Origin of the sequence: Halorubrum sp. Ea1 (genome assembly GCF_002252965.1) — an archaeon.
Classification (GTDB): domain Archaea; phylum Halobacteriota; class Halobacteria; order Halobacteriales; family Haloferacaceae; genus Halorubrum.
Window position 1 is genome coordinate 1 of sequence record NZ_NHPG01000056.1, and the last position, 19,283, is coordinate 19,283.

A 19,283-nucleotide genomic window follows, 5' to 3' on the forward strand; every position below is an offset into this window, starting at 1 on the left:
TGGGGGCGCGGTGGCTGTGAGGACGTGGCGGTTCCGTGACCGGTTCCGCGGTCGACCGAGAACGCGCGTCTTCCCAGATGCGATACGGGTTTCAGCTTCGGGATAACGGAAGCGTAAAGCGGCAGGACTCCCAATAGGTGTTTACTGTGACGACGACCCAGGTGACCCTCGTCCAGATCGACAACTACGGCCCGTGGACGACGACACCGGAGCCGCGGCGGGAGATGGACCTCCAGACGCTCCAGTCGCGGTTGTTCGCCGACATCGCCCAGTTCGTCGGCCACCGCGACGCGTACGTCTTCTTCACGCGCTTCGACAACATGATCGCCGTGACGAACGGCGTGGACGACGCGGCCCACGCGGCCCTCCAAGAGTCGATCGGGAACCGGTACCCGGTTAGCATCAGCCTCGGCACCGCGGTCGACGAACGACCGGTCGACGCCTTGGAGGCCGCGAACCAGCAGCTCCAGCACGAAGGGAGCGCCCAAGACAAGGCCCGGACCGAGGTGCTCGCCGGCGAGTACCTCACGGAGACGACGGTATCGGACCTTCAGGTCGCGCATTTCGACGTCGTTAACGCGACCGGGAAGTACACCGATCGACTCAACGAGTTCGACACGTTCATCAACATCGAACGGGCGTACGCGTCTCTCATGCGGTATCTCCGGGAGCAACACGGGGCGCTCTCCTTCTTCGTCGGGGGCGACAACATCATCTCCGTCTGCCCTGATCTCCCCGAGCGCGCGTTCGCCGAAGCGGTCGCGCACGTCAAAGACGACGTGGAAGTGGAGCTGCAGGTCGGCGTCGGTCGGGGCGCCACCGCTCACGAGGCGGGGTTCGCCGCCAAACACGCGCTAGAGGACTGCCGCCACGACGGGACGAGCGTCGAGCTGTTCGGCGCCCCCGCCGCCGGCGACTGAGTCCCGGTCTCAGGCCCCGATGCCCAGACCGACGTCCGTCGCGGGGCCCGGATAGGCATCTGTTTCGGCGCCCGTTATCTACGCTGATAACTCTAGCTCCAGTTTTATATATGACGGCGGGGAAGCCTTCGTCAACATGTCTGATGAGATAGTGTTCGTCTGCACGGCGGACGGCTGCGACGAGGGGCCGTGGGAGGGATCCCACGACGCGATGGCCCACTGCGCCGAACACCCCGACCACGGCTACACCGGGCGACCGCGGAGCGAGGTCGACGCCGACACGGTCATCCCGGCGACGGCGACGCGGAAGCGCGACAACCGGAACCTCCAGCACAAGGGGCACCCGAAGGGCGCGCTCGCGAGGAACGACTGAGCGGGTCGGGGTCCGGCGCACCGCCGACACCGGCGACCGACTCCGATTACCGGGATCGAAACGGTCGGTCGACCGCGGTCGACGACGGCCGCCCGTCGGCTGTCCGCGACCGCCTTCTCACCGTTACGCCTCGTCGAGGAGTCCGAGGTCCTCGGCGACGAGGTCCGCGAGCCGGTCTTTCAGCGCCGGGTCGACCTCCGCCACCTCGTCGCCGTCGTGTTTCCCGTCGTTGTGTTTTGCGAGCGCGTCCGCCACGTCGGAGAGGGGGACGCTCGTCTCCGTCTCGCACTCGGTGCAGACGATCGGGACGGACGGTTCGTCGGTGGACATACGTCCGGTAATCACGGGTCGACGATATATGCCTTCGGGAGCGGTCCCGGCCGCTTCGCTCCGGCCTCCGGCCGCGGTCCGAACCGCCAGCGTCACCAGCCCCCGGGCGCTACCGGGTTCCATGCGCGTCCTCGTGACCGGGGCGGCCGGCGGGATCGGCGGCGGCGTCGTCGGAACGCTCGCGGCCGCCGACCACGACGTGATCGGGATCGACCGCGACGCCGACGGGCTGGCCTCCCTCCCCGAAGACGCGGAGACGCACGCCCTCGACCTACGCGACGGCGACGCGGTCGAGGAACTCCTCGCCGGCCGCGAACTCGACCGGGTCGTCTCCTGCGTCGGCGGGTACGAGATCGCGGCGGTCGAGGACACCACCGTCGACTCGTTCCGCCGGCAGCTCGACACGAACCTGACCGCGGTCCACACCGTCGTCCGGGCCACGCTCCCGTCGATCCGCGACCGCGACGGTCGGATCGTCGTCGTCGGGTCGATGGTCGGGTCGACGGCCCTGCCGTACCACGGCGCCTACAGCGCCGCGAAGGCCGGCCTCCGCGGGTACGCCGACGCCCTCCGCCGGGAGATCGAGCCCCACGGCGCGACGGTCGCGTTCGTCGAGCCCGGCCCGGTCCCGACCGGGTTCAACGAGCGCGCCGCCGCGGGGCTCGCAGAGCGGAGCGCGGAGGCTGACCCCGAGGGCCCGTACGCCGACGCCTACCGGGCGTTCGAAGGGTACTCGCCCGTCGCGACCGACGTCGAGACCGCCGTCGAGCGCGTCGTCGTCGCGGCCACGACCGACCGACCGCGGACCGTCTACCGGGTGAGCCGCCGCGCGCGCTGGCTCCCGCGGGCGGCCGCGCTGCTCCCCGACCGGCTGTACGACCGCCTGGTCCGCGCCGGGCTCCCCGGCGGCGTCCTCGGACGGCTCATCGACCGGTAGCCGCGACCGCGGCGGCGACGTAGCAGGCGCCCCGCGATCCGGTCAGTCGTCCCGGTCGACGCCGTCGGGTGCCGCGTCGCTCTCGCCGTTCTCCTCCTCGTCGCCGCCCTCGGTGGCGCTCGCCGCGTGGAACTCCTCCGGCGCGGCGTCGATCCGCTCGAACTCGCCGAAGTCGCGCTCGTGGTGACGGATCGTCTGCTCGACTATCCACGCGCTGTAGCGCTCGGAGTACTCCCAGTCGCCGTCGGCGTCGTCGACCTCGAACCGGTCGTCGGTGGCGAGCGCCGAGTAGAGGTGGTAGAAGCCGAGGACGACGTCCCCGAACTCCTTCGCCTCCCCGCCGATCTCGCTCCGCTTCTCGGCCAGTTCGTCGCGGCCCGCGTCCGTGAGCCCGAAGTACTTCCGGTCCGGCTCGTCGGCGCGCTCGACGCGCTCGGCGAGGCCCTCCTCCTCGAACTTGTAGAGGATCGGATAGACGGAGCCGTACGACGGCTCCCAGTGGCCGCCGCTGATCTCGGTTATCTCGCCGAGCAGCTCGTATCCGTACCGGGGCCGCTCGTCGAGCAGCTCCAACACGAGATACGAGATCAGTCCCTTCGGCGGTCCGCTCTTCCGCATCGTCAGTCCCTTTCCGGGAGGCTCGGAAAGCGTTTCGGTCGGGCCGGAATCGGCCGTCGGACCCGGGCCGGCCGTCGAACCGCGAGTGCGCTCACGCCTGCGACTCGCTCCGGGGCGACTCGTCTGAGTCGACCGAGAGCGTCCGGATGGTCTCGTGAATGCCGAGGACGAGCGCCGGCACGACGATCATGAAGAGGTGCTCTTCGATCGGGATCCCGAACAGGTCGTACCCGGTGCGCATCGTGACCTCGAAGACGCCGACCTCCAGCGTGTACCAGTCCCAGAGGTACGCGATCGGGTACAGGGCGGCGATCGTCCGGGCCGACCGACGGAGCGCGCCGGCGTAGCGGAGCAGGGCGAACGCGGCCCCGCCGAAGACGACCTCGGTGGCGAGGTACGTGTACGGTCCGAACACGGTGATGTCGGGAAGCGGGGTGCCGGACAGCGGCCGGAACCAGACGGCCACGATCAGGAGCGCCAGGAAGACATAGGCGCCGCGGATCAGGAGCATCGTCGCGATCGTCGGGCGGGCCGGTCTGGCCACCACCGCCACCGAGCCGAAGGCGAGCGCCGCGGCCGGCGCCGACGGGGGGAACAGCCCGTCGACCGTGCCCCAGAGGACGCCGATGAGCCCGGTCATCAACAGGGAGAACGCCAGCGTCCGGGCCCGCGGTCGGCCGAGCAGCACCGAGACCGTCCGCTTGTCGATCGACCGGTCGTACGCGTAGTCCTGCTCGTCGTCGATGATCTTCACCCCGGCGAGCGTCACGAGGAAGACGAGCGCGAATCCGAGTATCGTCGCGGTCACCACGGTCGTCTGGACGTAGAACCCACCGAGCAGCGCGAGCGCGATGCCGGTCGGGTACCCCAGCGTGGTGGTGAGCGGATTCGTGTCGAGCTGCGGCGCGTGGAGATACCCGATGAACCAGGTCGGGAGGGTGACGAGCGCGGCGCCCGGCCCGACGAGCGCGCCGAGCGCGAACGTACAGGCGGCGAAGCCGACGCCGGCCGCGAGGAGTGAGAGCCGACAGCCGCGGACGGTCATGGGGTGGTCGTCGTCCTCGCCGCGCCGGTGGAAGTCGACGTAGCCGTCCTTCACGTGCGCCGTGTACACCGCGAAGAAGATCGCGCTCATGTGGACCGCGCCCACCGTGAGGCCGAACTCGCCGGCGACGGCCGCACCGAACCACGAGGCCGCGAGCGGCGGCAACATGAACACCGGATGGACCTGCGAGAGCAACGCCCGCAGGTCCGCCCGTACCCCGCGATCGTGCCGAGCGATGGCCATGCGCCCTCAACGCGCTGATCACGATTAATCTTGTCGGGGGATTCACAGTTACGCTCGAGCGACTCGCTGAGACGGCTCCGACGTGGGAGGGGCGACGACGACTCGCAAACTCCTAAGTCCCGGCGCTCGAACGACGGGTATGGTCGAGGCACCACAGACCGAGGAGGGGTGGTTCGCGCTGCACGACTTCCGGTCCATCGACTGGGACGCGTGGCGCGACGCCCCCGAGCGGGAGCGACGACGGGCGATCGAGGAGGGCGAGGCCTTCCTGAAACACCGGGAGCTGGTCGCCGACGCCGACGAGGGCGACTCCGGCCTGTTCTCCGTGCTCGGGCACAAGGCGGACCTCCTGTTCGTCCACTTCCGGCCCTCGCTCGACGACCTCTCGTCGATCGAGCGCCGGTTCGAGGACACCGCGCTCGCCCGGTTTACCGAACGGACCACCTCGTACGTCTCGGTCACCGAGGTCTCCGGCTACGTCTCCGACGAGTACTTCGAGGAGGGGCCGGAGGAAGTCGACGCCGGCCTCCGCGGATACATCGAGGGGAAGCTGACGCCGGAGATCCCGGACGACGAGTACGTCTGCTTCTACCCGATGAGCAAGCGCCGCGGCGAGGAGTACAACTGGTACGACCTCTCCTTTTCGGACCGCGCCGATCTCATGGCCGGCCACGGCGAGGTCGGCAAGGAGTACGCCGGGAAGATCAAGCAGGTGATCGCCTCCTCGGTCGGCCTCGACGACCACGAGTGGGGCGTCACGCTGTTCGGGGCGGACCCGACTGACATCAAGGACATCGTGTACGAGATGCGCTTCGATCCGGCCTCCTCGCGCTACGGCGAGTTCGGCGACTTCTACATCGGGCGGCGGTTCCCGCCGGGCGACCTCGGCGCGTACCTCGCGGGCGAAACGGTGCCGACCGGCGACGCCGGCGGGGACGGCGAGCGGGGGCACGCCCACGGCGAAGGGGGAAGCGGCGGCGCTCACGGCGAGGGCGACCACCACGGCGACGAGGGCCACGGGGGCCGCGGCGGGGGCCACGACCACGCGAGCGCGGGCGGCGGCTCAGCGCACGGGGACCACCCGCACGGCGATGAGGAGGCGAGCGGTGAGGGCGACCATCCGCACGGCGAGGAGGGGACGAGCGGCGAGGGCGACGAGGTCTCCGACGAGGAGATCCGCGGCGAGCTCGCCGACCTCGACATCTACGCCGGGAAGCCGCACGGCGAGGACGTGTACGCCACCGTGCTGTACAGCGAGGCCGACGTCGAGGCGCTGTTCGACGAGGTCGAGGGGCTCCGCGGCAACTTCGACCACTACGGCACGCACGTGAAGACGGCGGTGTACGAGGGCCGACACACCGACCGGTCCGCGGTCGTCTCCATCTGGGACACGGCCTCCGCCGCCGAGACCGCGGCCGGGTTCCTCTCGGAGCTGCCGGACGTCGTCGCCCGGGCCGGCGAGGAGTCCGGATTCGGGACGATGGGGATGTTCTACACGGTCAAGCCCGACTACCGCGAGGAGTTCGGCGACACGTTCGACGAGGTCGGCGACATCCTCGCGGAGATGGACGGCCACGTCGAGACCGACCTCATGACCAACGTCGAGGACGAGAACGACATGTTCATCGCCAGCCAGTGGGAGGCGAAGGAGGACGCGATGACGTTCTTCGGCTCCGACGAGTTCCGCGAGACGGTCCAGTGGGGCCGCGAGGTGCTGGCCGACCGGCCGCGGCACGTCTTCTTGGCGTAAGCGAGGCGGTGCGCGGATCGCGATTTATAATTGATCGCCCAAGTGGTGGCCGGTTATAATTCGTTGCTGTCGGTCGGTTAATTTCTATTTGATTACTTATAAATGACTCCTGAAGACGGAACGATTACCTCCGAAGTCCCCGTCGTTTATTTATAAGTCGTTGCTGACGGATCGACGGTCACCACCTCCAAAGCCCCAGCCGGGAGGCGGTACGTGTCCGACTACGTTGCGGTCACCACCTCCAAAGCCCCAGCCGGGAGGCGGGCGCACGCTCGCTGCGCGCTTCAGTCGCTCGTTGCACTCGCTCCTTGCAGTGCTTGCGTCGCCTGCGCCCGCCTCCCGGCTGCCCCTTTGAGTCCCACCCGCACGGCACCGCAACCGCGCCTCACACCTCCCCAGCCTCGTCAGTCGTCCTCCGCTTCGCTCCGGACGACTGACTCCCTCGCGGGCTCCTCGCGGTCGCCGATGGCGACCGTTCGGAGGCACGCCGCCGCATCGGTTCAGTGGCTTATAAAATGTACCGTCGCTGCGCTCACGGTGTCGATCGATGTGGTGCCGGAGTCGACCGCCTGTTTTTAACTACCGGCTCGGCGAACGAGGGCGTATGTTCGACACGATCGTGGTCGCGACCGACGGCTCCGACAGCGTGCGTCGGGCCGTCGACGTCGCCGTCGACGTCGCCGCCCGCTTCGACGCCGAAGTCCACGCCGTCTACGTCGTCGACAGCGGCGAGGTCGAGTCCACGCCCGACGAGGTCCGCGACGACCTCCGCGACGCGCTCGACGACCACGGCGAGTCGGCGCTCGAACAGGTCACCGCCGCCGCGGCGGAGCGCGACCCCGAACTGGACGTGACGGTCGAGGTGCGCGAGGGGCGGCCGGCCGCGGAGATATCGGGATACGCGCGCGACGTCGACGCCGACGTCGTCGCGATGGGCACCCGCGGCCGCCACGGGGAGAACCGGTTCCTGATCGGCTCCGTCGCGGAGCGCGTCGTGCGGACCTGTCCGATCCCCGTGCTCACCGTCCGCCAGCTCACCGACGAGGACCCGCGCCGGACGACGGTCTGAGGGCCGATCGCGGCGGGGCGGCGAGGCGGTGAGGCGACGAGGTGGCGCGGTCGAGACGGCGGGGCGCGGTCACCCCGAGAACGGCGGAGTTTTCCCGCTCCCGCCCGGCTCGACGGTATGGACGACGAGCTCATCGACGAGGCGGGGATACCCCGCTCGCGGTACACGCGGCTGCCCGGCAAGGGCTTCTTCTACCCGGACTCGCTGGACGAGGAGCGCTCCGAGCGCCGAGCGAAGGAGGCGATCGAGGGGAGCGATGCGGTCGTGATCGCCGACGGCGACGCCGACGGGCTCGCCTGCGCGGCGATGGTCCGCGAGGCGTACGACGCCGCGCTCGACGTCGCCGACTTCGAGGCGGCCATCGCGGCTCGACTCGCGGAGGGCGACGACGACGAGGACGAGGAAGCGACGGACCACGACGAGGACGAGGAAGCGACGGACCACGACGAGGACGAGGAAGCGGCGGACCGCGGCGATGACGACGCGCTCGCGGGGGATACGCACGAGGAGGACGAGAGCGACGACCCCACCGACGACGCTCACACGCGGTCGCCGGTCGGGCTGGTCGCGGCGGGACCGTACTCGCTCGACACCTCGCTCGAACGCGTGCTCGCGTACGCCGACGACGACGTCGACCTGTTCGTCTGTGACCTCTGTCCCGACGACTACGAGTGGATCGCGGAGCCGCTGGAGGCGCTCGCGGAGGAGGCCGCCTCGGTCCGGTGGTTCGACCACCACCAGTGGGACGAGGAGACGGCCGCGGCGGTCCGGGACCTCGGCGTCGACCTCGTGATCGGCGAGTCCGACGAGGAGTGCACCGCCGACGTGGCGCTGCGCTCGCTCGACCACGCGTTCGGCGACCGGTGGGCCGAGCTGGCGACGGTGACGCGCGACCACGACCTCTGGATCAAGGAGGACCCGCGCTCGGACGACCTCGCCGACTACTCCTACTGGGCCGGCAGCGAGGAGTACGCCACGGTCGTGGGCGCGTACGGCGCCGACCTCCCCGAGACCGTCGAGGCGTTCGTCGCCGACCGCCGGGTCGAGAAGGAGGCCCGGATCGACGCCGCCGTCGACCGCGCGGTCACCCACGAGGTCGGCGAGTGGACCGTCGCGGTGACGTACGGCCGCTGCTCGCAGAACGAGGTCGCGGAGGCGCTCCGCGAGGCGGGCGCGGACGCCGCGGTGATCGTCAAGCCCGCCGGCTCGGCGTCGATCCGCGGCTCCGACGGGTTCCGACACGCTCACGAGGTCGCCGGGCGGGTGAACGGCGGCGGCCACCCGCAGGCCGCCGGCTGCAAGCCGGACATCTACGACGACATGCTCGATTACGCCCAGCACTGGACGACCGAGGGGCAGGCCTGCAAGCGAGTGATCCTCGCCGCGTTCGAGGCGGTCGCCGAGGAAGTCGCGGCGGCGGAGACGGGCGAGGAGAACGGGGAGTAGGGCGTCGGAGAACCGCCCACTTTCATGTCGTCGGGCGGCCCCGTCTCTCGCATGGCGGAGATCCTCGTGGCCGGCGAAACGCTGATCGACTTCCTCCCCGGACCGGGGGAGACGCTCCGCGACGTCGACGGCTTCTCTCACCGACCGGGCGGCGCGCCGGCCAACGTCGCGGTCGGGCTCTCCCGGCTCGGCGCGGCGCCGGCGTTCTGGACGCGGCTCGGCGGCGACCCGTTCGGTGACCTCCTACGCGAGACGCTCGTCGACGAGGGGGTGCCGACGGCGGCGTTCGAGCGGGCCGACGGCAACACCACGCTCGCGGTCGTCTCGCCGCCCGGCGTCGACGGGAGGCGGTTCCGCTTCTACGGCTCCCGGGACGTCGCGTTCGGCTTCGAGCCCGGTTCGGTGCCGGCGGACGAGCTGGCCGCCGTCTCGTGGGTCCACCTCGGCGGCGTCGCCCTGACCCACCCGGACGGGAGGGCGGCGATGCGCGAACTGGCCGCGGCCGCCGCCGAGCGCAACTGCGCGGTATCGTTCGACATCAACTACCGCGAGGACCTCGTCCCGGACGGGGAGCGGGAGAGCGTCGTCGACGCAGTCCGCGAGATCGTCGCCGACAGCGACGTCGTCTTCGCCAGCGACGAGGACGTGGCGGCGACGGGGCTCTCGTCGAAGGAGGGCGAGGCGCTCGGGCGCGATCTGCTGGAGCTCGGCCCCCACACCGCCGTCGTCACGCTCGGGGAGTCGGGCGCGGTCGTCGCGAGCTCGGCGGCGGCGCCGTGGGGAGAGCGGACCGCCCGCCACGGCGGCTTCGCGGTCGAGGCCGTCGACGCCACCGGCGCCGGCGACGCGTTCACCGCCGGGCTGATCGCTCGGCTCGCCGCGGACGACGCGGCCGCCGCGCCCGACCTCGACGACGCGGTCGCGTTCGCCAACGCGACGGCCGCGCTCTCGGTCCGGGAACGGGGCGGGATGACGGCGCTCCCCTCGAGGGAGGGCGTGGAGTCGTTCCTCGACGAGCGGCGGTAGGGGCTCGATCGGCGTCGGCAGACGGGCGGCGACGACTCGCCGCCGAGCTAATCGGTCCGACCGTGGACGTACGTCTGGTCGTGGTCCGGAAACACCTCGTCGACGGTCGCCTCGCCGTGGTCCTCGGCGATGAGGGTCCGGAGCTCGTCCTCGTAGTCGGCCTTCGGCACCTCCTCGCTCGGTCCCTGCTGGACGTCGAACGTCTCCTCGACGAGCCGGTCGACCGCGTGGCGACCGAACCCGGACAGCGGGGAGATGTAGTCGACGCCGTGGCGGTCCTCCAGGCTCTGCGCCTGCGCGCGAGAGACCGTCGGCACCCGGTCGTCCCGCCGGGTACCGTCGGCGATCGCGTCGACGTCGCGGCTCGCGATCGCCTCCAAGGCGTGCTCGTGGACGCGCTGGATCCCGTTGCGGGGGTAGCCGTCGTCGAGCATCGTCGCGGCCGCCTCCTCGGCGACCGCGCGGTCCAGCTCGACGCGTTCGAAGGGGAACCCGAGCTCCGCGGCCGCCCGCTCGGCGTGCTCCCAGTCGTCGGTGAGCCCGAAGCTCCCGGTGACGCAGCGGACATCGTAGAACCGGTCGAGCAGGTGGGCGGCGAGCGAGGAGTCTTTCCCCCCGCTGTACAGGAGCGCGAGCTCCATCTATCGCCGCCGGATGTCGAAGCTCTGCTGGTCGGGCTGGAGTTCCTTCAGGAGGTCGCGCATCTGGTCCTCGTCGATACGTCCCTGAATCCGGCCGCTCTGGGCGAGCGCCGCGACCTGCTGTTTCACCTTCTCGCCGAACTCCGGTTTCGACATCTCGACCGCGTTGAGCCGCTGGCGCGCGCCGTCGGTCAGGTACTGCTTGAGGACGGCCTCCTGCTGGGCGTCGGCGCGCTCCTGTGCCTCGCGCTGGGCCTCGGCGTCGCCGCCGCCGCCCTGCTGGCGCTCGCGGAGCTCCTCCATCTTCTTCTCTCGCAGTTCCTCCAGTCGTTCGTCGTCGGGGTTCTCGCTCATACGAGGGCCTTCACGGTCCGCGCGAAAAACGATTTCGGAGGCCGCGGTGGCGATCGCCGGGCGCCGGACGACCCGTACGGCCGCGGCGGTCGGGGGACACCGGCGGTCCGCGTCGCTTAAACGCCTCCTCGGCGTAGCGGCTTGCAATGAGCGAGTCGCGGGAGTTCTGTCCGCGGTGCGGCGATCCGGTCCCGGAGCGGCGCGAGCCGCTCCCCGGCGAGCCGCGCGGGCGGGACGCGCTGCTGTGTGACGACTGCTACTTCGAGGACTTCGATCTCGTCGACGCGCCCGACCGGATCGAGGTGTTGGTCTGTTCCGGCTGCGGCGCGGTCCGACGCGGCGAGTCGTGGCGCGACGTCGGCGCGCGCGACTACACCGACGTCGCCGTCGACGAGGTCGCGGAGGCGCTCGGGGTCCACGTCGACGCGACCGACGTCGAGTGGGGTGTCGAGCCCGAGCAGGTCGACGAGAACAACGTCCGGATGCACTGCCGCTTCTCGGGCGTCGTCCGCGGAACGCTCCGCTCCGCGGAGGTCACCGTTCCGGTCAAGATCTCGCGGGGCACCTGCGACCGCTGCGGCCGGATCGCCGGCGGCTACTACGCCGGCACCGTGCAGGTGCGCGCGGACGAGCGCGACCTGACGCCGGAGGAGCGCGCCGAGGCGCTCGACATCGCCGAGTCGTACGTCGCGGCCCAGGAGGCCGACGGCGACCGCGAGGCGTTCATCACGGAGGTGAAAGAGACCGACGACGGACCGGACGTCAAGCTCTCCTCGAACCGCCTCGCGCAGAACGTCGCGACTCGGATCACCGACGCGCTCGGCGGGAGCTTCGAGTCGTACCCGACGCTCGTCACGGAGGACGGCGACGGCAACGAGGTGTACCGGGTGACGTTCGCGGTCCGGCTCCCCCGGTACGCCGAGGGCGAGGTCATCGATCCGGAGGACGGCGACGGCCCCGTGCTCGTCACGGGCGTCTCCGGCCGGCTACAGGGCGTCCGGCTCGCGACCGGCGAGCAGTACGTCTCGGAGTTCGAGGACGCGGAGGCGCCGGACGCGGCCCGCCTCGGAACACGCGGCGACGCCGCGGAGACGACGGTGGTGACGGTGGAAGACGAGAACGCGATCCAGGTGCTCGACCCGGTCACCTACGAGGCGAAGACGGTCCCGAACCCCGAGTTCGTCGACGACGACGCCGACAGCGTGCTGGCGTTCGAACACGAGGGCGACGTGCACCTCGTCCCGGAGGAGTAGGGCGTCGCCGCGGCGAGTACTGACACCGGGCGTCGAAGAGCGCGACACTGCGTGTGAGAGGTGAACGGGGAGACGGCGGCAGACAGACTCCGCCGCCGAGAAGGAGGGGCGCTGGCGCGTTCAGTCGGCGCGAACGGTCGAATTCTTCAGTCGGCGCGGGCGGTCGACTCGTTTCCGAGAGCGGCTGCGCGCTCGGACTCGGTCACGTCGATGCCGCGGCGCTCGAGCTGTTCGACGAACTCGGCCTCGCTGAGGCCCGCCTGTGCGGCCGCCTGAGAGAGTGTCAACGTTCGCGCACCGTACAGCGTCAGCGCACTCGAGAGGCCCTTCGTTGCCATACCTACTGTAGACCCGTGTAGGTTTATGAAGGTTACTAATTGATTGAGGGCCATGATACACCTTATACGATATATATTGACGTTCGATCAGTCCGGCGGCGTATAATCACTACCGAGGGCGGCCCGCAGGAATTATGCCGCTCTGCGGCACAGGGGAGGTATGAACAGACAACAGATCTTCGCGCTGTTTTTCGCGTTCCTCATGGTGAGCTCCATGGCCGCCTGGGGCGTCTCGCTGCTGTAAGCGGCGGTCGCGCGGTCCGACGACACCGCGGTACGGCCCCGGACCGCGGTTCGTCGCAGCGTCGGCTCCCGCCTCAGCCGTCGCCCCAGACGTCGGAGAGCGGGTGGTCGCTTCGCCGCTCGGCGTCGGTCTCAGAGCGGGTTCGCGTCGCGCCCGCGTCGCCGGCGCTCCCGGTCTCGCCGCCCGACCCGTCGGCGTCGGCCGCGTCGTCCGCGGCGTTCCCTGAGCCGCCCGCGCCGGAGCCGCCGCGGTCCGACGCGCCGCCGGAACCGACCGTCCGGTTCCGCCTCGCACGGGACGGTCCGGAGGGGTCGGCGTCGATCCCGGCGAGCGCGGCCGCGGGATCGAAGTCGGAGAGGTCGGGCGTCGTCATCGCGTCGATCTGGTCTCCGAACCACGGCGGGGTGTCGGCCTGCGCGCGCTCGAAGAGGTCCAGCAGGGAGTCGTCCGCGAGGTACGTCGCGCCGTAGTCGTCGGGCGCGCGGACGACGCGACCGCACGCCTGGATCACGGTCCGCAGCGCGGTCCGGTGGTACCACGCCCACTGGTCGTCCGCGAGCCGGCGGGCGACGCGGGAGTCGTTCGTGTTGCGGTACGGCGCCTTACACACCACCTGCCAGCGGCAGAGGTCGCCTTTCAGGTCTAGCGCCTCCTCCATCTTCACCGAGACGAACACCTCGGGGTCGTCGCTCGCCTTCCACGCCGAGAGCTCCGCGTCCCGATTCTCGCGGCCGTGGCGTCGGACCCGCGCGGCGACGCCGAACTCGCCCAGCAGCTCGGTGATCCGCCCGGCGATGTCGTACGAGTGCGCGTGGATCAGCCCCTTCTCGTTCGGGTGTTCGGCCATGAGCCGGACGATCAGGCGGGCGATCTCCGGGACCGTCTCGTCGCGGTGCTCGTAGGTCATCGACCCGCGCGTCACGTCGTACAGCGGGCGGTGCTCCAGCGGGAAGGTGTGTTCGACGTCGACGAGCGCGACGTTCGACGGGTCGAGGCCGATACCGCGGCAGAACGCCTCCTTCGAGAGGATGGTGGCGGAGAGGAGCGCGAACCGGTTCCCGCGGTCCCACACGGTGTGCCGGAGGTAGCGGGCGGGGTCCAGCGGCTTGATCGCGAGCGGCGAGCCCTCCCCGCCGGACTGGTCGACGACCCACGTCGTCGGCGAGTCGAGGTCGCGGTAGTCCTCGAGGAACCAACCCAGCTCGCTACTCAGCTCCTGGAGGCGGTCGCGGCGCGCGACCTCCTCGCGGTCGAGTTCGGCCCGGCCCGTCAGCTCGTCTTTCGCGCGCTTCGCGACGTCGCGAAGGGAGGCGACGAAGCGGGCGGTGCGGTCGAGCGCGTCCTCCTCGGGGCCGGCGTCGGCCTCCACGTCCGGGACGCGCACGTCGTCCCAGACGGGGACGCGCTCGGGCGAGAGCTCGATCGTCGCGTACATCTCAGCCCACTCGGCGAGCCCGTGCGCCTCGTCGATCACGACGACGTCGCGCTTGCGGAACACCTCGGAGCCCGCGGTGCGCATGAAGTACGCTAACGTCATCGCGGCGTACCGGTTACCCGAAGCGATCGCGCGGTCCGAGAAGTACGGGCACCGGTGTTTCACGGAGCAGTCGAACCCCTGCTGCCGGACGCAGGGAGCGCGGTTGACAGGCGTGTCGTGCTCGCCGGGGAGGATGCAGTCGTAGTTCGATTTCCCGCGGATCACCGCTAGGTCGTCGAGTAAGTCGTCCGCCTCGACGTCGTCGATCTGCGACACCTGCGGGGTGGTGTAGTAGGCGCCCGTCGCCTCGCTCGGCGCCGTCTCGTCCACCGTCGCCGCCGCGCCCATCACCGCCCGCGCGAGCAGCGACTTCCCGCTGCCCGTCGGCGCGCGCACGAGGACGACCTCGTTGCCGGCGGCGAACGCGTCGCGGATGTCGGAGAGGGCCCGCTCCTGCGCGCCGCGGAAGCTCGGGGCGGGGAACTCGGCGGGGATCCGGTCGGGGTCCACAGGGGTCCCTCGCTCCCTCCCGGGATTAAACCTCGCGTTCCGACCGGTCGAGTGAACTCAAAACTACCCGATCGTTTATATCGTTCGGGCGGGTCGAAGGGGGTATGCACTGGCAGGAGGCGGAACGGGAGTTCGCGGACGACGTCGTGGCTCGGGAGACGCTCCCGCGAACCTTCGAGCGGTCCGCCGAGCGCAACGCCGACCGGACCGCCCAGCGGTACAAGGGCGGGATATACGACCGGTCGCTGGTGACGGAGGGCGTCCTCCCGCCCGCGCCCGACGGCGAGTACGCCGGCGTCACCTACGCCGAGATGCGCGACGTCGTTCGGCGCCTCGCCGCGGGGTTCCGCGAACTCGGGGTCGACGACGACACCCGCGTCGCCCTCTACGCGGAGACGCGGATGGAGTGGGCGCAGACGGACTTCGCCGCGCTGGCCGCGGGCGGAGTGGTGACGACCGTCTACGCCTCCTCCTCGCCGGACCAAGTGCGGTACCTGCTGGAGGACCCCGGCGCGACGGTCGCCGTCGTCGAGAACCGCGACCTCTTGGACGAGGTGCTCGCCGTCGCCGACGACCTCTCGCGGGACCTCGACGCGATCGTCTCGTTCGACGACGTGGACGCGGCCGAGCTCGACTTCGGCGGCGACACCGGGGGCGACGGCGACGGTCCCGCCCTCTCCGCCGACGACGTGTACACCCTCGGCGAGCTCCACGCGCTGGGCGCCGACGCGTTCGACCCCGACGCCTACGAAGGGTGGCTCGACGCGACCGGCGTCGGCGACCTCGCCAGCCTCATCTACACCTCCGGGACGACGGGAAAACCGAAGGGGGTCCGGCTCACCCACGCGAACTTCCGGGACAACGTCTCGCAGTGTTACCGCCGCTTCGCGGACCGACCGGACCGCGACCCCGACGCGCCGGGGATATCGGCCGAGTCGACGACGCTATCTTTCCTCCCGCTCGCGCACGTCTTCGAGCGCATGGCGGGCCACTACATGATGTTCGCGGCGGGCGCGACGGTCGCGTACGCCGAGAGCCCGGACACGCTCCGCGACGACTTCGGGCTCGTGCGGCCGACGACGACCACGAGCGTCCCGCGCGTCTACGAGAAGCTGTACGACGCGATCCGCGATCAGGCCGGTGAGTCGCCGGTGAAAGAGCGGATCTTCGAGTGGGCGGTCGACGTGGGTCGGTCCCACCACGAGGCCGACAATCCCGGCGCCCTGCTCGACGCGAAGCGCGCGGTCGCCGACCGGCTCGTCTTCTCGTCGGTCCGAGAGGCGATCGGCGGTAACATCGACTTCTTCATCTCCGGCGGCGGGTCGCTGTCGGCCGAGCTGTGCGCGCTGTACCACGCGATGGACCTCCCGATCCTGGAGGGGTACGGGCTCACGGAGACGTCGCCGGTGATCAGCGTGAACCCGCCGGAGGAGCCGAAGGTCGGCACCATCGGTCCGCCGGTCGTCGACACCGAGATCGCGATCGACGGCACGGTCGTCGGCGAAGAGGTCGCCGGTCTGGCGGGCGACGTGGGCGAACTGCTCGTTCGCGGCCCGCAGGTGACCGACGGCTACTGGAACCGCCCGGACGCGACCGCTGAGGCGTTCACCGAACCGGACCGGCTCCCCGAGGACGTCGTCGTGGCCGGGACGCCTCCCGAGGAGCGCGACGGCGACCCGGACGAGCCGTGGTTCCGCACCGGAGACATCGTCCAGTTCCGGCCGGACGGGTACGTCGCCTTCCGCGAACGCGCGAAACAGCTGCTCGTGCTCTCGACCGGAAAGAACGTCGCGCCGGGTCCGATCGAGGACCGGTTCGCCGCGAACGAGTTCGTCGAGCAGTGCGTCGTGCTCGGCGACGGGCGGAAGTTCGTCTCGGCGCTCATCGTCCCGAACTTCGAGAAAGTGGAGTCGTGGGCGGACACGCGCGGGATCGATCTCCCCCACGCGCGCAGTGCGGTCTGCCGGGACGACCGGGTCCGCGAGCGGATCCAAGCGGAGGTCGACCGCGTGAACGAGGAGTTCGAGCCGTACGAGCGGATCAAGCAGTTCCGGCTCGTCGAGGAGGAGTTCTCCGAGGAGAACGACCTGCTCACGCCGACGATGAAGAAGAAGCGGCGCAACATCTTGGACCGCTTCGCCGACGAGGTCGAGCTGATCTACGCCGACGAGTAGGTATCCGACCGCCTCGGGCGTGAACGCCCGCGGTTCCGAGCCGTTCGTCCCGTCAGCGAGCAAGTTTTTCGCATCAATTCTATAGTTTATTCTTAGTATACATACCTAAATTTATCACACTTTCAAAAGGCTCAAGCCGCTACCGCGCCGATGATGCCTGCGATCCGAAAAACCGTCGATTCGATCCGGCGCACCGTGTCGACAGTGACGACCCGCGTCGTCGGGGTGGCGACCACGCTGTTTGCGGGCCTCGTCCTCGCCGGTTGGTCGCTGTTCTGGTCGCGGGTCGGTCGGATGCACTACGCCCAGGGCGATCTCGTCTCCGCGGCGTTCACGACGACCGTCTTCGTCCTCCCCGCAATCGGGGCCGTCCTGTGGTACGTCGCCCGGTCGCTCGACGCCGACCTGGTGCCGACGCGGATCGACGTGAACGTGGTCGAGAGCTGACGCCCCCGCGAGGGCGGGATCCGACGGCGCGAGCGGAGACGACGCCGACGCCGGCGCGTCCCCCCGGCCGTCGGATCCGTCGACGGCAGATTCAAGCGTTCGGCTCGCGGGGCACCCGCCAGTGAGGCGGGGACTCCTCGTAGCGCTGTTCAGCGACCCCTTCGCGGTGATGAACACGATCGGGCTCGTCGCGTTCGCGCTCGTCGGGTCGACGAAGGCGATCCGCGAGGAGTTCGACCTGTTCGGGATCACCATCGTCGGGCTGGCGATGGCGTTCGCCGGCGGGGCGACGCGGGACCTCCTCGTGTTGCGAACGCCGCTGGCGCTCCAGTCGCCGGTCGAGATCGCGCTCGGACTGTTCGGCGTCGCTCTGGCGATCGGGGTGCGGATCGTGCTCGCCGCGCCGGACACCCACCCGATCACGCTCGTTTCGGACGCGATCGGGCTCGCCGCGTTCGCCACGACGGGGGCGATCGTCGCCACCGACGCGGGCGTCTCCGCGTTCGGCGTCGTCGCGGTCGCGATGATAAACGCGGTCGGCGGCGGCGCGTTCGCCGACCTGCTGCTCGACCGCGCGCCGTTCATCCTCTTCGAGGACTTCTACGCCAGCTGTGCCGTGTTGGGCGGGCTGGCTTACGTCGTCGCCGGAACCGTCGGGTTCGTCGGAAGCACCGCCGCGGCGCTCTGTGCGGCCGTCACCGTCATCACGCGGCTCGCGGCCGTCGCCTACGGCTGAGAGCTTCCCACAGCCGGCGACCTGGAACCGTCGATGCGGTGACCCTCGTCGGTCGGCTCGCCGAACGCGTAGACGGTGTTGTGGCCGGTCACCTCGACCGTCAGGAAGTCCCCGACTTCGACGCCGCGCTCGGTCGCGCTCTGCACGATGATCTGGCGGTACGCGGAGTCGCGGCACTTCACCGAGTCGCCGGTCCCCTCCTCGACGACGAGCACCTCGAACGCTTCGCCCACCATCGACTCGTACGCCTCGCCGACGACGTCCATCTTCAGCGCCGACATCGCCTTCGAGCGCTCCTTCTTGAGGGTCCCGCCGAGCCCCTTCATCTCGGCGGCGTCCGTGCCGGGGCGCTTCGAGAAGCGGGTGACGTTGATCTTCTCGGGGCGGACCTCGGCGAGGAGGTCCATCGACAGCTCGTGGTCGGCCTCCGTCTCCGTGGGGAAGCCGACGATGAAGTCGGTCGAGAGCGTCCAGTGGTCGAGCCGGTCGTCGAACGTCTCGACGACCTCGCGGAACTTGTCGACCCGGTGCTGCCGGCGCATCTCTTCGAGCACCTCGTCGGAGCCGGACTGGACCGGCGCGTGGATGAAGTCGTACAGCTCCTCGTTCTCGGCGAACACCTCCGCGAGCTCCTCGTGAATCCCGTGGATGCCGCCGGGGTTCGCCATCCCGAGCCGGACGCGGAACTCGCCGTCGATGTCGCAGATGCGGTCGAGCAGCTCCGGGAGCTTGCGCTCGCCGTTATCCCAACCGTAGACGCCGGTGTCCTGTCCCGTGACGCGAATCTCCTTCGCGCCGGCGTGGACCAGCGCTCGGGCCTTCTCGACGTTCTCCTCGACCGACGGGGAGTCGACCCGGCCGGTCGCGAACTTCGTGATGCAGTACGAGCAGTTGCTCATACAACCGCGCGCGATGGGGAGGAGGCCGACGACGCCGTCCAGGACCGGATCGGCGTCCGGCGTGGTCGTCGGGCACTCGCCGTTGAGCGCGTACGTCGGCACCTCGTCCCAGTGGAGGATCTCGGCGTCGATGCCGGCCTCCTCGAACGTCTCGCCCTGCGCGAGCGCCATGCAGCCGGTGACGACGAGGTCGGCGGTCGTCTCTTGGAGCTCCTCGGCGCGGCGGAGCATGTTCCGTTCCGTCTTCTCGACGACCGTACAGGTGTTGAGGATGGCGACGTCGGCGTCCTCGGGCCCGTCGGCCGGGCGGTGACCGCCGTCGCGGAGCGCGCGCTCGATCTCCCGGCTCTCACCCCGGTTGGAACTGCAGCCGTAGGTTTCGATGTGATACGTCGCCATCGAGTGTGCACACTACCGGTCCCGCGGCCAAAAACGCGACGGATCGGAGCCGAG

Annotated in this window: 19 protein-coding genes; 11 read left to right on the forward strand and 8 right to left on the reverse strand. The window is 70.2% G+C overall.

The genetic code is table 11. The features are described from left to right. Nucleotides 1–146 precede the first annotated feature (146 nt). Complete coding sequence (locus DJ73_RS07610) at nucleotides 147–920, forward strand: GTP cyclohydrolase III (RefSeq protein WP_094526023.1); 774 nt, start codon at nucleotides 147–149, stop codon at nucleotides 918–920. A 136-nt stretch (nucleotides 921–1,056) separates the two neighbouring features. Next, nucleotides 1,057–1,293, forward strand: coding sequence for a hypothetical protein (locus DJ73_RS07615; RefSeq protein ID WP_094526024.1), 237 nt, complete (start codon nucleotides 1,057–1,059; stop codon nucleotides 1,291–1,293). A gap of 123 nt (nucleotides 1,294–1,416) precedes the next feature. Here DJ73_RS07615 and DJ73_RS07620 read toward each other — a convergent pair whose 3' ends face one another. Then, nucleotides 1,417–1,623: a hypothetical protein gene (locus DJ73_RS07620; protein ID WP_094526025.1), complete on the reverse strand. Its 207-nt coding sequence runs from the start codon at nucleotides 1,621–1,623 to the stop codon at nucleotides 1,417–1,419. A gap of 121 nt (nucleotides 1,624–1,744) precedes the next feature. On the opposite strand from DJ73_RS07620, the gene DJ73_RS07625 reads away from it, so the two are divergent. Further along, nucleotides 1,745–2,560, forward strand: a complete 816-nt coding sequence (locus DJ73_RS07625; RefSeq protein WP_176451100.1) for an SDR family oxidoreductase — start codon at nucleotides 1,745–1,747, stop codon at nucleotides 2,558–2,560. A 42-nt stretch (nucleotides 2,561–2,602) separates the two neighbouring features. On the opposite strand, the gene DJ73_RS07630 is transcribed toward DJ73_RS07625, so the two are convergent. Then, the gene (locus tag DJ73_RS07630; RefSeq protein WP_094526026.1) at nucleotides 2,603–3,178 is read right to left on the reverse strand and encodes a PadR family transcriptional regulator; all 576 of its coding nucleotides are present in this window, start codon (nucleotides 3,176–3,178) and stop codon (nucleotides 2,603–2,605) included. A 91-nt stretch (nucleotides 3,179–3,269) separates the two neighbouring features. Continuing rightward, nucleotides 3,270–4,466, reverse strand: a complete 1,197-nt coding sequence (locus tag DJ73_RS07635; protein ID WP_094557698.1) for a UbiA family prenyltransferase — start codon at nucleotides 4,464–4,466, stop codon at nucleotides 3,270–3,272. Nucleotides 4,467–4,605: 139 nt separating this feature from the next. On the opposite strand from DJ73_RS07635, the gene DJ73_RS07640 reads away from it, so the two are divergent. The 4 genes from DJ73_RS07640 (at nucleotide 4,606) to DJ73_RS07655 (ending at nucleotide 9,757) form a co-directional block, all read left to right on the forward strand. Further along, nucleotides 4,606–6,216, forward strand: a complete 1,611-nt coding sequence (locus DJ73_RS07640) for a heme-binding protein (RefSeq protein ID WP_094557699.1) — start codon at nucleotides 4,606–4,608, stop codon at nucleotides 6,214–6,216. A 604-nt stretch (nucleotides 6,217–6,820) separates the two neighbouring features. Then, a complete protein-coding gene (locus DJ73_RS07645; protein ID WP_094524237.1) occupies nucleotides 6,821–7,285 on the forward strand; it encodes a universal stress protein in 465 nt (154 codons plus the stop codon). 117 nt (nucleotides 7,286–7,402) lie between these two features. Continuing rightward, nucleotides 7,403–8,731 (forward strand): DHH family phosphoesterase, encoded by a 1,329-nt coding sequence (locus DJ73_RS07650; protein ID WP_094557700.1) that lies wholly within the window; start codon nucleotides 7,403–7,405, stop codon nucleotides 8,729–8,731. A 51-nt stretch (nucleotides 8,732–8,782) separates the two neighbouring features. Further along, on the forward strand, nucleotides 8,783–9,757 hold the full coding sequence (locus DJ73_RS07655; protein ID WP_094524235.1) for a carbohydrate kinase family protein: 975 nt from the start codon (nucleotides 8,783–8,785) through the stop codon (nucleotides 9,755–9,757). A 47-nt stretch (nucleotides 9,758–9,804) separates the two neighbouring features. On the opposite strand, the gene DJ73_RS07660 is transcribed toward DJ73_RS07655, so the two are convergent. Both DJ73_RS07660 and DJ73_RS07665 read right to left on the reverse strand, forming a co-directional pair. Then, nucleotides 9,805–10,398, reverse strand: a complete 594-nt coding sequence (locus tag DJ73_RS07660; protein ID WP_094526031.1) for an asparagine synthase-related protein — start codon at nucleotides 10,396–10,398, stop codon at nucleotides 9,805–9,807. After that, nucleotides 10,399–10,752, reverse strand: a complete 354-nt coding sequence (locus DJ73_RS07665; RefSeq protein ID WP_094524233.1) for a DNA-binding protein — start codon at nucleotides 10,750–10,752, stop codon at nucleotides 10,399–10,401. Nucleotides 10,753–10,898: 146 nt separating this feature from the next. Here DJ73_RS07665 and DJ73_RS07670 point away from each other — a divergent pair, with 146 nt between their 5' ends. Then, a complete protein-coding gene (locus tag DJ73_RS07670; RefSeq protein WP_094526033.1) occupies nucleotides 10,899–12,005 on the forward strand; it encodes a 60S ribosomal export protein NMD3 in 1,107 nt (368 codons plus the stop codon). Between the two features lie 146 nt (nucleotides 12,006–12,151). Here DJ73_RS07670 and DJ73_RS07675 read toward each other — a convergent pair whose 3' ends face one another. Continuing rightward, on the reverse strand, nucleotides 12,152–12,343 hold the full coding sequence (locus tag DJ73_RS07675) for a UPF0175 family protein (RefSeq protein WP_094524231.1): 192 nt from the start codon (nucleotides 12,341–12,343) through the stop codon (nucleotides 12,152–12,154). A gap of 317 nt (nucleotides 12,344–12,660) precedes the next feature. Then, a complete protein-coding gene (locus tag DJ73_RS07680; protein ID WP_094524230.1) occupies nucleotides 12,661–14,574 on the reverse strand; it encodes a helicase C-terminal domain-containing protein in 1,914 nt (637 codons plus the stop codon). Between the two features lie 104 nt (nucleotides 14,575–14,678). Here DJ73_RS07680 and DJ73_RS07685 point away from each other — a divergent pair, with 104 nt between their 5' ends. From DJ73_RS07685 to DJ73_RS07695, 3 genes are all read left to right on the forward strand, one after another. After that, entirely contained in the window at nucleotides 14,679–16,748 is a 2,070-nt protein-coding gene (locus DJ73_RS07685; protein ID WP_094557701.1) for a long-chain fatty acid--CoA ligase, read from the forward strand. 204 nt (nucleotides 16,749–16,952) lie between these two features. Next, complete coding sequence (locus tag DJ73_RS07690; protein ID WP_141212550.1) at nucleotides 16,953–17,195, forward strand: hypothetical protein; 243 nt, start codon at nucleotides 16,953–16,955, stop codon at nucleotides 17,193–17,195. Between the two features lie 169 nt (nucleotides 17,196–17,364). Beyond that, nucleotides 17,365–17,931 carry a trimeric intracellular cation channel family protein gene (locus tag DJ73_RS07695; protein WP_094557728.1) on the forward strand — a complete coding sequence of 189 codons (567 nt, stop codon included), beginning with the start codon at nucleotides 17,365–17,367 and terminating at the stop codon, nucleotides 17,929–17,931. Here the strand turns inward: DJ73_RS07695 and DJ73_RS07700 are convergent. Then, entirely contained in the window at nucleotides 17,922–19,229 is a 1,308-nt protein-coding gene (locus DJ73_RS07700; RefSeq protein ID WP_094557703.1) for a tRNA (N(6)-L-threonylcarbamoyladenosine(37)-C(2))-methylthiotransferase, read from the reverse strand. The two genes, DJ73_RS07695 and DJ73_RS07700, sit on opposite strands and share 10 nt — an antisense overlap. Between the last annotated feature and the right edge of the window lie 54 nt (nucleotides 19,230–19,283).